Genomic DNA, 12,013 nt, shown 5'->3' with positions numbered 1-12,013 from the left:
GAAGCTGGATCTCCAGCGGGCGGCAAGCTTACGATGAACGCGAAGCGGACATCTGAACTTGGCTAAAAGCGGACTTTATAACTTAGCCGCTACAACAAAAAAATTCGCTAATTTGTGTTATGTAAAATAATAAAAACTACGCTGAACGCTGAGCCACAGCAAACGAATCCCTTCTCTTGCGGGCTGAGTGGCATTGCGGCCGCGGTCTCTGGAGAAAGCGTGAATCAGTGGTCAGAGGAAGTCCTCAGCCGTGCCGCGCGCGAAGTGCTGGAGCGGGCCGCGCACGCCTGAAATCCGCTCTCTCCAAAGCCAGCAAGCGCTCACCAGGCACACCTCCTGCGCCACCAGCCCGTGACGCGCCCAGGAGGCTCCATGACGTCTGCTCCTCCATCCCCGCAACCCGCCGGCGCGAGCCGGCGTCCGGTGCCCACGCGTGCGCAGCGCGCCGCCGTGTGGCTCGGCTTGTGCGCCGTGCCGCTCGTGTGGCTGCTGCATCTGGCGCTGGGCGTCACGTTGCTTTCATCGGCCTGCACCGACGCCGTTGCGCAAAATACCGCTCCGACGTGGCACGGCATGCTCTCGTTTCTTGCCATCGCCTCGGCGTGCGCGTTCCTGATCGCGCTAGCCATTGCCTACGCCGCCGGACGCGCCTGGCGAAAAATCGTCTATGCCTCGCATGAAAAGCACGACACGCAGCGCTTCGTTGCGTGGTGCGGCGCGACCACGTCGGTAGCGTTCACGTTCGGACTCGCGTTTTCCATCTGCATCCTCATCGCCGTGCCGATCGAGCGCCTCTGCGTCGCCTTTGGATAAACGAAGGGTCGAATCGACAAAAGCAACAGCGGCGATTTGACCGCACAAGTCCTCGCAACTCGCCCGATTGATTGGCGAGCGCCGATCGTAAAGTCATGAACATCGGCAAGCAGGAATTGAGGTCGCTTGCGGATTTCAGGAGATCAGCAGTGAATTCGATTAGCAGGACGATATATCGCGCGGCGGCAGGACTTACTGTCCTCGCTTGCGCAGCGGGCGCCGCACACGTGCGGGCGCAGGAACGCTATCTGACGGGCGGCACGCTCTTTAACAGCGGCACGCTCACGGCAACCGCCGCCCCCAATGCGGACGGCAACGTCAAGATCGGCAATCCTTACGTGCCCGCATTCGGTGGCGCGTCGCCCGCGAAGGCGTCGTTCCCCCACGTGATGCCCTATTTCGACGGCGGTTACGGACACAAAAAGCCGACGCTCGGCATCGGTTTCACGTTCGATCTTGGCGTCGTTTATGGGCACCCGCATGTGACGTACGGCGCCCTGGAGATTTATCAGCTTTTCGTCGGCCCGGATGACATTCAGGACGAGGAACAAACGCTCGCCGAAAAAACCGATAAATACCGTTGGTATCGGGTGGCGCAGGCCGCGATGACGTATCGCATCTGAATACGATCACATGTAATTATTTCGTGATCCGAATAACATCGGTGCATCCGACTCAGTAGACATCGCGCCGGTAACGCGCTTCGAGCGTGAGCGCGTCGAGTCGCGCCTGCCCCAGCACTCGCGCGAGCGTTTCGTGCACGGCGGGCGCCATGCCCTTCAAACTGCCGCAGACGTAGATCGACGCGCCTTCGTCGATCCATTGCAGGAGGCGCGTTCTCGCGGCAAGCAGGGCGTCCTGCACGTAACGCAGTTCGCCGCCGTCGCGTGACCACACTTGATCGAGACGCTCGATGAAGCCGCCCGCGCGCCAGTGCTCGATTTCGTCGCGATAGAACGCATCATGGGCCGCGTTGCGCTCGCCGAAGATCAGCCAGTTGCGCGCGTGCCCCTCGCGCACGCGCGATTTCAGGTGCGCGCGCAACCCGGCCAGCCCCGTGCCGTTGCCGATCAGGATCAGCGGGCGGTCGTCACCGGGCGCGTGGAAGGCCCGATTGGGCCGCACGCGCAGCGTGATGGCCTCGCCCTGCCCGGCATGTTCGGTCAGCCAGCCCGAGGCCAGGCCGAGCCTGTGGCCGCCGGGCGCGCCGCAATCGGCCCAACGCGCCTGGCGCACGAGCAGTTCGAGCCGGCCGTCCGCGGGTACCGAGGCGATCGAGTAGCTGCGGCGCGCCAGCGGTTGCAGCCTGTCGATCCACGCTTGAGCGCTTTGCCCGGTCGTTTCGACATCGGGCAGGCAGCGCGTGGCGAGCGCGTCGGCAAATTGCACCGGTGCGCCTTCGCAATGCACGTTCGCCGCGCCGTCCAGCCCGTGCGCATCGAGCCAGCGCTGCACCGTGGCGCGCGCATGCCGCGGCTGGATTTCGGCGATGTCGCCCGCGCGCCAGTCGAGTGCCGCCTCATTCGGCGCAAGCAGGCCGAGGTGATAAGCCCCCGCGCCGGCGCTGCCGGGGTTGAGCAGCGTACGCGTGTCCAGCGTCCATACGCTGTCGGGCTGCGCGCTCCACGCAGCTTGCGTCACGCCGTTGCATAGGCCCGCGAGTTGCGCTTGCCAGGCATGCAGCGCGGCGGCGGCGCCGTTATTCACTTCGATCGTCTCGAACATCGGCTGCGCCCGCCTGTCGATTAGCCATGCTGACAATCGGTGGCCGAATGCACAGTAATCCCGATAGCGACGGTCGCCGAGCGCCAGCACGCCGAAACGCAGTGTCGCGAGCGTGTCCCTCATGCCGTGCGCGCGCAGCGCATGGCGTACGAACGGCGCTGCCTGGTCGGGCGCTTCGCCCTCTCCCGTCGTGCTGACGACGAAAAGCGCACGCGAATGCGCGGCTAAGTCTGCGCCAGTGAGCGCGCCGAGCGATGCCACACGCGTGCGCGTTCCGCCCGCTTCGAGGTGAGCGGCGCTTTCCTTGGCGAGTTGCTCCGCGAAGCCCGTCTGGCTCGCGTACGCGATGAGGATCAGATCGTCGCGCGCCGTCTGCGATGCGACGCCGCGCGCGCGCCGCCGGTGTTGCGCAACGAGCGCCACGCAAGCCGCGCAGTACGCGAGCAGCACGAACGCAGCGCTAACGAGACGCAGCGGGCTCCACCACGCGAGCGCCGCGCTTGCGAGCGCGAGCGTCCATGCCACGCACGGCGCGCTAATCAAGGCTCGTGCTTTCATTCGAGCATGTCCGCATACGCCGGGCTGACGCTCTCGCGAAAACCCGTGGCCGTACGTGCGAGAAAGCGCGCGGCGATGCCCTTGCGCTGCGCGAGCGCCATGCCCGCTTGCGGGCCGAGCACGGTCAACGCGGTGGACCACGCGTCCGCAAGCATGCACTCGCGGTGCAGCACGGTTACGCTCGCCAGCGCGTGGCTGGCCGGGTAGCCGCTGCGCGGGTCGATCGTATGCGCGCGGCGCACGGCCCCTGCGTCGAGGTAGTAGCGCCGGTAGTCGCCCGAGGTCGCGACCGCGAGGCCATGCAAGGCGATGAGGTCGATCGTCGGGGCGCTTGAAGGCTTGCCGGGCGCGCGAGCGTCCGTATCGTCGAGCGGCGGCGTTTCCAGCTCCACCCACCACGGCATGCCGTCGGGCTTCACCCCTTCCCCGCGCAGCTCTCCGCCAATCTCCACGAGCCGGTGCGCCACGCCGTGGGAGGCCAGCACGGCGCTCACGGCATCGACCGCGTAGCCTTTGGCGATGGCGCACAGGTCGAGACTGTTTCCACCGGGTTGTTGCACGCGCAACGTATTGGGGTCGGCTTCGATGCGTCTCCAGCCGCAGCGTGCGCGGGCCGCTTCGACTTCCGCCTGGGAAGGCGGTCCCGCGCGGCGCGGCTGCGGGCCAAAGCCCCACAGGTCGACGAGCGGCCCGGCGCTCGGATCGTACGCGCCGCCGCTTTCGCGCGCGACAGCCAGCGCCGCCTGTACCACTTCGAAGCACGCGGACGGCAGCGCCACCCAGGCGCCCGCCGCCGCGCGATTGAAGCGGCTGATGTCCGAGTCCGCGCGCCAGTTGCTCATCTGCGCGACCACGGCGTCTAGCACGGCGCGAATTGCGGCATCGAGCGCGCGCTGTTTCTCAGTGGGCGCATCACCCACGTCGCCGGGCGGCAGCACGCACAGCACGGTCCAGGTGGTGCCCATGGTCTCGCCCGCGAACGAGGCGATGCGCCCTTCGCGCAGCGGCGCGAGCGCGTTCGCGTCGAGGCGGCCGGGAACGAGCACGCGCGGGCCGGCCGGGCGCGTGTCGGCGCGCGTTGCCGCTTCGGAAGCAGTGAACCCCATGCTGATCGTTCCGGCTCCGGCGCTTATTGCGGCAACACTTCAAGCGTGGCGGCATAGGCCGCGCGGCGGTTCTTCGCCTGCTTGATCGACGTGTGGTCGTCGCGCACCTCGGCTTCGAGGTAATACATGCCGGGGTTCGGCCATTTCACGTTGAACTTGCCGTCCGCGTCGGTGGTGAGCGTCGTGTCGCCCGGCTGGTCGCGGTAGCGGCTGCCGCCCGGCACCACGGACACCTTGACGTTCGAGGCCGGCTTGCCGTCGATCAGCAGGCGAAAGCCCGCATCCGTGCCCGCGACGAGATCGTTCGGGTGCGTGAGCGGCGCCAGTTCGAGGCCGTGGCCCGAGGGCTTGAGCGTGGCCGTGCTGGGCTTGCCGCGCGTGATGAACGACTCGACGCGCACGTCCGTTTCGGTCACGTCCACGTCCTGCGCGTTCGCGGGCAGCGCCTGGGCGAGCGCATCGACGTTGCCGCGCCAGCGCTTCTTTTCGCCGTTCAGCGTGTACGACGCGAACACCGCGCGATTGTCGATGGCGATGCGATACGTGCCGTCCTGGGTCAGATGCACGTCGAACACGCTGCGATAGCGGCCCGTGCTCTCGTTCTCGGGCTTCGCGGCCGTCCCGTCGGGCGCGGTCACGGCGAGGCCGTCGAGCTTCAGCGGAAAGTGGTCGAAGTAAAACAGGTCGTTGGACACGGCGGCGTCGACGGTTACCCACGGGTCGTTGCCGGAAAGCACGGTGGCCGAGGGCAGCAGCCACAGGCGGTGCGCGTGGGCGGCGAGCGGCAGCAGCGCGGCGAACGCCAGCGCGGAAGCCTTCAGGGAGAGCCTGGCAGCGGAAATCTTCATGGTCTTGATTCTCAGGATCGGCGTGAAATAAAAGATCGGGATAACTGATGAATTGGCGATCAGGGCTTGACGCTCACCGTGACCGTGCCCAGTTCGTGCTCGCCCTTTGCCTGCGCGGACTTCGCGCCCGCCGGCGGCCACACGAAGGGCACGCGCACCAGTTCGCGGCCGCCCACTTCGCGCGCGGCTTCCACCACCAGTTGATACTCGCCCGCCGGCAGCTTGCCGAGCGGCGCCTTGCCTTCGGTGAAGGTCACGACCTGCTCGCCCGGCGCGCGCGTCGCGCCCGAAACACCGTCGGCCGGAAACTGCATGTCGCGGCCCGCCTTGCGCCACCACTGGCGCATGTCCTTGAGCCACTTGGTGCCCTCGCCGTTCTTCTTGTTCTGGTCGTACCAGACGGCAAGCGTCGTCACGGGCGTTTGATCGGCGCGCTCGACCCACATCGAAAGATACGGACGGTGATATTCGGCGACGTCGAGACGCGGGATATCGATGTTGACGGTCAATTCGGCGGCAACAGCCTGGCCCGCGAGCGGGCCGGCGGCCATCCCGGTGAGCGTGACGGCAATCAGTCGGCGCATGGCAAACGGTTCCTGAAGTAGTGAAAAGTAACGAAGAAAATGGCGCTGAATAATCAGTGAATGAACAGGATGGCGAGCAGCAGCGGCGCGACGAAGCCCAAGCCCACGAGCGGCCAGGTTGCCACGCGCCCGCGTGCATGCAGTTTGAGCAGGAAAAGTCCCGTGACGCTGAAGATCACGCACGCGGCGGCGAACACGTCGAGGAACACGCTCCAGGCCGCTCCCGCGTTGCGCCCCTTGTGCAGGTCGTTGAGATAGGCGATCCAGCCGCGCGTGGTCAGTTCGTACTGCGCCTCGCCGCTGCCGAAATCGACGCTCACCCAGGCGTCGCCGCCGGGGCGCGGCAACGCGACGTAGATATCGTCGCGGGACCACTCGGCCACGCGGCCGGCGGTGTCGATGTCCCATGTGCTCGCGAGCCAGGCCGCCAATGCGGGCGGCACCGGCCCCTTGTCGCCATGCGCGGTGCGCCCGAGCGCCGCGACCAACCGCGCGGGCGCGGTGGCGCTGCGCCGTTCGACGTGCGGATGCGCCTCGATTTGCGCGGCATGGTTCAACGTGAAGCCGGTCAGCGCGAACAGCAGCATGCCGACGAGGCACAGCGCCGAGCTGATCCAGTGCCACTGCCGCAACTGGCGCAGCCAGTACGCGCGCCTGCGCTGCTGCGCGTCGAGTGCCGCCATCTCCCCTGTCGTTGCTCTCATCCTTGCTTCTGCCGAAATCCCGGTATCACAGCCCAAACCGCACCCAAATATTACGGACGTTAATGATACTCGTTTTCATTTGAAAGGTAGAGAGCCCGAAAATTACAAGGTGTTTCCGGCTCGTTGCCAATTCACCCGCGCGGAGCTACGCCCTCCTTGCCCTGCGCCCTTTCGCCCGCCTGCCAGTACAGCCCGTCGGCCGCGAGCAGCCGCGCGCCCAGAAACTCGATGAAAAGCCGCGCCCGCGCGGGCCGGTAACGTCCTGGCGCAAACAGCAGGAACAACTCGTGTGGGCGGGCCGACCACGCCGGCAAAACCGTTTCGAGCCGCCCGTGCGCGAGCAGGTCGCCCACCAGCCAGTCGGGCGCGAGCGTCAGCCCGGCGCCCGCGAGCAGGCTTTCGCGTATCGCCAGCGAATTGTTGATGCGGTAGCGCCCGCGAACCGCGACACTCGCCACGCGCCCGTCGCGATGACGCAATTCGAGCGGCTGCGCATTCGCGGGCGACGCGTAGTGGAGGTACGCATGCTTCGCAAGGTCGTCGGGTTGGCGGATCCTGGGGCCGTCGCGCAGTAACGCAGGGGCGGCCACGATCCTGCGCCGCGACTCGGCCACGCGCCGCGCGATCACATCGGGCGGCAGGTCGCGCCCAATGCGCAAGGTCACGTCCACGCCCTCCGCCACCGGATCGACGAAGCGATCGTTGAGCATCAGATCCACTTCGATGCCGGGGTACCGCGTCATGAATTCGTGCACGAGCCGGTTCAGATGCAGCACGCCAAAGCTGACCGGCGCGGCGACGCGCAGGCGGCCTTCGGGCCGCTCCTGCGAGCCCTTTACGTCGGCGGCGGCTTCGTCGAAGGCTTCGAGCAGTTCGCGCGCGCGCCGGTAAAAGCGCGCGCCCGCCTCGGTGGGCGCAAGCGTGGTGGTCGTGCGGGTGAGCAGCCGCGCGCCCAGTTCCGCCTCCAGACCCGCGACGATCTTGCTGACGGTGGGCTGCGTCGCGCCCATCTCGCGTGCTACGGCCGAAAGGCTGCCCAGTTCCACGGCGCGCGCGAAGATGCGCATCGAACGAATCGTATCCATGCCTATTCCATTTTTGCATGAGCGATCTGCCATTTTGCCATCTTCATCGCGGCTTTCGCATGAGTCAACATGGGCTTGTGAATGCGCTTTGCGCGGCACATCAACGCTCATGGAGAAGAAGATGGAATATCGCTCGCTTGGCCGTTCCGGCCTCAAAGTCCCCGTGCTGAGCTTCGGCGCGGCGACCTTCGGCGGCTCGGGGCCGCTCTTTGGCGCATGGGGCGCGACGAATGCCGACGACGCCCGGCGCATCGTCGATATCTGCCTCGACGCCGGCGTCACGCTGTTCGACACCGCCGATGTCTATTCGCAAGGCGCCTCCGAAAGCGTGCTCGGCGCCGCGCTGCAAGGCCGCCGCGATCGCGTGCTCATCTCCACCAAGACCGGCCTGCCAATGGGCGACGGTCCGCACGACGCCGGCGCTTCGCGCGCCCGCTTGATACGCGCCGTGGACGACGCGCTCACGCGCTTGCGCACGGACTATATCGACATCCTGCAACTTCACGCCTTCGACGCGCTCACGCCCATCGAAGAAACGCTCTCGACGCTCGACGATTTCGTGCGCGCGGGCAAGGTGCGCTATCTCGGCGTATCCAACTTCGCGGGCTGGCAGATCATGAAGTCGCTGGCGATCGCCGAGCGGCACGGCTGGTCGCGCTATGTCGCGAACCAGGTGTATTACTCGCTCGTCGGGCGCGATTACGAGTGGGACCTGATGCCGCTCGGCGCGGATCAAGGCCTGGGCGCGCTGGTGTGGAGCCCGCTGGGCTGGGGCCGCCTGACCGGCAAGATCCGGCGCGGGGCCGCGCTGCCCGCAAGCAGCCGGCTGCACGAAACGGCTTCGTTCGGACCGCCCGTGGAGGCGGAGCGCCTTTATCGCGTCGTGGACGCGCTCGACGCCATTGCAGCCGAAACGGGCAAGTCCGTCCCGCAGATCGCGCTCAACTGGCTCTTGCAGCGGCCCACGGTCGCTTCGGTGATCGTGGGCGCGCGCAACGAGCAGCAGTTGCGCGACAACCTGGGCGCGGTGGGCTGGTCGCTCGACGCGGAGCAGATCGCGCGACTGGATGACGCGAGCCGCGTCGATGCGCCCTATCCGCACTTTCCGTATCGCCGCCAGGCGGCCTTCGCGCGCCTCGATCCGCCGCTCGTGCCTTGATGCACACGCGGTGCGCCAACGCTTCGGTATGCTGATCGATCACGCAACGGGCTCGTAGCGCCAGCCTTCCCGACTCCATTGCATGGTGTGCGTCGGCGCGAGCGCCGCGATGAATGCCGTGTCGTGCGAGGCCACGATCAGCGCGCCGGGGAAATTGGCAAGCGCCGCTTCGACCGCGCGCACCGATTCCAGGTCGAGGTGATTGGTCGGCTCGTCGAGCAGCAGCAGTTGCGCGGGCATGCCGCGCCACAGCGCGCACGCGAGCGCGGCCTTCAGGCGCTCGCCGCCGCTCAGCAGGCGCACCGGTTGCGTCACGCGCACGGCGTCGAGTTGCAGTAGTGCGAGGCGGCTGCGCAATTCCCCTTCGGCGAGCGGCGTGTCGAGCAGCCCGAGTTGCTCGACGATCGAGCGCTCCGGGTCGAGGAGTTCGAGCTTCTGGTCTAGATACGCGCTGCGGACATGGGTGGCACTGATCCCCGCGCGCGGTTCCAGTTGCCCCGCGAGCAGGCGCAGCAGCGTCGATTTTCCGCAACCGTTCGGGCCGGTGAGCGCCACGCGCACGGGGCCGCCCGGCGACCAGTCGAGCGTGGCCGCCGGGCTCTCTTGCGCGAGCCACGGCAAGCGCACCGCTTCGAGCGCGAACAACTGGCGGCGCGCGCTGACCTCGGCGCCGGGCAGCGCGACGAGCACGGGCGCATCGGCGCTCACGCGCGCGGCAGCCTCGGTTACCTGCTGATCGAGCGTGGCCTTGCGCTCGCGCTGCTCGCAGCGCACCCGTCCCATGATATTGCGCGCGCCGCCCTTGAGGCTCTCCTTTGCCATCGACGACAGATTGGCGGTTTTCGCGTCACGCAGCGAGCCCGCGGCGTGGCGCTGGATCGTGTCGTGCTCGCGCGCAAGCCTGCGCGCCACGCGCTCGCGCTCGGTGCGCGCGTGGCCGAGCGCGCTTCTGGCGGCCTCCTCCTGCGCGTCGCGTTGCGCGCGGTAGCTCGCATAGTTGCCGCCGTACGCGCGCACGCCCTGCGGCGTGACTTCCACGATGCGCTGCATGTCGCCCAGCAACGCGCGGTCGTGGCTGACGATGACGAGGCCGCCGCGCCAGTTGGCGAGCGCGCCGCGCAGCCATGCGCGGCCCGGCGCGTCCAGGTGATTGGTCGGCTCGTCGAGCACGAGGAGGCCTGCGTCCGCGAGCAGCGCGCCAATCAGCACGACGCGCGCCAGTTCGCCACCGCTCAGCGATCGCGCCAATGTATCGGACTCCACATGATCGAGCCCCGCGCCGTCGAGCGCCGCGCGCAGGCGCTCGACGAGATCCCAGCGCTCGCCGATCAGGTCGAAGTCCTGGATTTGCGCCGCACCGTTCGCGAGCCGCGCGAGCGCGGCGAGCGGCGCATCGAGCCCGGCCGCCTGCGCGACGGTTCGCGTGTCGTCCAGTGCGTTGAAGTGCTGCTGCGCCGCATATGCGACACGCACGTGCCGTTCGATCGCGCCGGCGGTCGGCGCGATGCGCCCGGCGATCAGTTGCGCGAGCATGCTTTTGCCGACGCCGTTGCGCCCGACGATGCCGGTCGGCACGCCGTCGAACACGAGGCTCAGCGACTCGAATAGCGTGGTGCCGCCATCGAACCGGAATGAAATGTGATGAAGCGCGACGAGCGCCGCGTTGGGCGTGACTCGAGCCATAAGCTTCTCCCGAATGTGTGAAACCATTCGCGCGGCACGCATGGCTTGCCCATGTGCTGGCGCGAAAACATTTTGGGGTAGAGCTTAGTTATCCACTTTGGCGGGAGTCCGGCTGGAAGGAATGAAAGGCGCATGATAGCAACGTGCGTTGCCGGGCACAAGCGGTCCGTCTGCCGCGCCGTTGTCCGTGCGCCACGTGGGGCGGCCTGCGGCACGCGCCGCCCTATTGCGTCGCGCGGCGCCAGCGAATCACCAGCGCGGCGAACGCCACCGCGGCGCAGAAGATGGCGAGCCAGGAAAGCAGATTCGCGCTCGCCACGAGCGTGGCCTGGGTCTCGAGCATCGCGCCCATGCGCGAGAGTTCCTCCATCGACGGCATGCCGCCCAGGTCGAACAGCGTCATGCGCTCCACGAGTCGCGTGCGCGCGATGGCTTCGCCGTATTGCAGCCACAGGCTCGCCGCACCGGTTCCGCTTGCGGTCGCGATTTGCCGCACGATGTTCTTGAATGCATAGGCATGCTGAAAATCGTCTTCCGCGAACTCGGCGAACGTCATGCCCGCGACCTGCGCCATCACGAACGGCACTGTGAGCCCTTGCAGAAAGAGCGCGGGCAGGATCACCGTCATCGACACGCCGCTCATGGTGCGCAGCGAGAGCATCAGCAACGCGGCGGCGAACATCACGTAGCCAAGGGCGATATAGCGGCGGCGCCCGAACACCTTGGGCGCGATCGTCGAAAAGCACAGCATCGCCATCAGGCTCAGCGTCGAGGCCCACGTGAGCACTTCGCCCGTGACCTGAAAACCGAAACCGAAGCCGGTTTGCAGGAGTGTGGGGATCAGGTAGTTCCAGAGCCCGTTGAGAAAGTAGTAGATCGCGTAGAACAGGATGCCGACCAGGTAGCGCCGTCCGAGCAGCGCCTGGGGATTGAGCCAGAGATTCGGCTCGCGATGCAGCCGCGCGAATGCCGCGCCGATCAGCAAAAAGCCGGCGAGCGGCGTGAGCGCGACCGAGGGCGAGCTTGCGAACTCGTAGAAACGCAGGTCGCCCAGGCCGTGCATGAGCACCATCGCGCCGAGACCGAAGAGAATCACCACCGACCAGTCCATGGGGTCGATGTCGATCTGCCAGATGCCGCCGCTCGGCTCCACGCGGCGCGGGTAAGTGAGCAGCACCAGCACGAGCACGCCAAGCGCGAGCACCACCTGGATCACGAAGACCATTTGCCACGCCGCGCTTTCGACCAGTTCGGCCGCGAGCCACGGCGTGACGGCGGAGAGCCCGAGCGAGCCGATATTGAAGCCGATGAAGAGCGGCGGCCGCTCGTCGCGCGCAGCCACGAGCTGGATGAGGATGCGCGAGGCGGCGAACAGGCCGCCCGCGCCGAAGCCCTGCACGGCGCGGGCGATCGTGAGTTCCAGCGGCGTTTCGCTCAGCGCGCACAGCAGCGAGCCGAGGGCCGCGATCACGAGCCCGGTGACGGTGAAGGTGCGGTAGCTCGCGTGCCGCGCAATGCGCCCGAGCATCAGGTTCACGACGCTCGCCATCGCCGCGTACGAGGTCATGCTCCAGAGAAAGTCCTCGGGCGAGGCGTGCACGCCGCCGCGTATGTGGGTGCCCGCAATGCCCATCATCGACGAAGCGACGAAGTCCACGCCCGTAGCCGCGCCCAGTGCCAGCGTGAAGAAGAACACGCGCAGCGGCGAGAAATGCGGCAGCGCGCGCAGCCTCATGGCGCACCGTCCG

Annotated in this window: 11 protein-coding genes; 3 read left to right on the top strand and 8 right to left on the bottom strand. The window is 67.3% G+C overall.

Features of this window, described 5'->3' with window-relative positions; all coding sequences use genetic code 11:
- Positions 1 to 372 precede the first annotated feature (372 nt).
- Together C7402_RS44290 and C7402_RS44285 are read left to right on the top strand one after the other, a co-directional pair.
- The gene (locus tag C7402_RS44290) at positions 373 to 813 is read left to right on the top strand and encodes a hypothetical protein (protein ID WP_133254669.1); all 441 of its coding nucleotides are present in this window, start codon (positions 373 to 375) and stop codon (positions 811 to 813) included.
- A gap of 71 nt (positions 814 to 884) precedes the next feature.
- Positions 885 to 1,436, top strand: coding sequence for a hypothetical protein (locus tag C7402_RS44285; RefSeq protein WP_133254668.1), 552 nt, complete (start codon positions 885 to 887; stop codon positions 1,434 to 1,436).
- A 52-nt stretch (positions 1,437 to 1,488) separates the two neighbouring features.
- Here the strand turns inward: C7402_RS44285 and C7402_RS44280 are convergent, their stop codons facing one another.
- The 6 genes from C7402_RS44280 to C7402_RS44255 all read right to left on the bottom strand — a co-directional run bounded on the left by C7402_RS44280 (position 1,489) and on the right by C7402_RS44255 (position 7,423).
- The gene (locus C7402_RS44280; RefSeq protein ID WP_116615050.1) at positions 1,489 to 3,096 is read right to left on the bottom strand and encodes a sulfite reductase subunit alpha; all 1,608 of its coding nucleotides are present in this window, start codon (positions 3,094 to 3,096) and stop codon (positions 1,489 to 1,491) included.
- Positions 3,093 to 4,202, bottom strand: coding sequence for an FAD:protein FMN transferase (locus C7402_RS44275; RefSeq protein WP_116615049.1), 1,110 nt, complete (start codon positions 4,200 to 4,202; stop codon positions 3,093 to 3,095). Before C7402_RS44275 ends, C7402_RS44280 begins: the two co-directional genes overlap by 4 nt.
- A gap of 23 nt (positions 4,203 to 4,225) precedes the next feature.
- Positions 4,226 to 5,050 (bottom strand): DUF4198 domain-containing protein, encoded by an 825-nt coding sequence (locus tag C7402_RS44270; RefSeq protein ID WP_116615048.1) that lies wholly within the window; start codon positions 5,048 to 5,050, stop codon positions 4,226 to 4,228.
- Between the two features lie 59 nt (positions 5,051 to 5,109).
- Positions 5,110 to 5,634: a DUF2271 domain-containing protein gene (locus tag C7402_RS44265; RefSeq protein WP_116615047.1), complete on the bottom strand. Its 525-nt coding sequence runs from the start codon at positions 5,632 to 5,634 to the stop codon at positions 5,110 to 5,112.
- A gap of 53 nt (positions 5,635 to 5,687) precedes the next feature.
- On the bottom strand, positions 5,688 to 6,338 hold the full coding sequence (locus tag C7402_RS44260; protein WP_244315096.1) for a PepSY-associated TM helix domain-containing protein: 651 nt from the start codon (positions 6,336 to 6,338) through the stop codon (positions 5,688 to 5,690).
- Positions 6,339 to 6,469: 131 nt separating this feature from the next.
- Positions 6,470 to 7,423 (bottom strand): LysR family transcriptional regulator, encoded by a 954-nt coding sequence (locus C7402_RS44255; protein WP_116615045.1) that lies wholly within the window; start codon positions 7,421 to 7,423, stop codon positions 6,470 to 6,472.
- Positions 7,424 to 7,544: 121 nt separating this feature from the next.
- On the opposite strand from C7402_RS44255, the gene C7402_RS44250 reads away from it, so the two are divergent.
- Positions 7,545 to 8,582, top strand: a complete 1,038-nt coding sequence (locus tag C7402_RS44250) for an aldo/keto reductase (RefSeq protein WP_116615044.1) — start codon at positions 7,545 to 7,547, stop codon at positions 8,580 to 8,582.
- Positions 8,583 to 8,621: 39 nt separating this feature from the next.
- On the opposite strand, the gene C7402_RS44245 is transcribed toward C7402_RS44250, so the two are convergent.
- Both C7402_RS44245 and C7402_RS44240 read right to left on the bottom strand, forming a co-directional pair.
- Entirely contained in the window at positions 8,622 to 10,265 is a 1,644-nt protein-coding gene (locus C7402_RS44245) for an ABC-F family ATP-binding cassette domain-containing protein (RefSeq protein WP_116615043.1), read from the bottom strand.
- 223 nt (positions 10,266 to 10,488) lie between these two features.
- A complete protein-coding gene (locus C7402_RS44240) occupies positions 10,489 to 12,000 on the bottom strand; it encodes an MFS transporter (protein WP_112178040.1) in 1,512 nt (503 codons plus the stop codon).
- Between the last annotated feature and the right edge of the window lie 13 nt (positions 12,001 to 12,013).

The sequence above is a fragment of the Paraburkholderia unamae genome (genome assembly GCF_003096875.1).
Classification (GTDB): domain Bacteria; phylum Pseudomonadota; class Gammaproteobacteria; order Burkholderiales; family Burkholderiaceae; genus Paraburkholderia; species Paraburkholderia unamae.
This window is presented reverse-complemented; position numbering and strand designations above follow the sequence as displayed.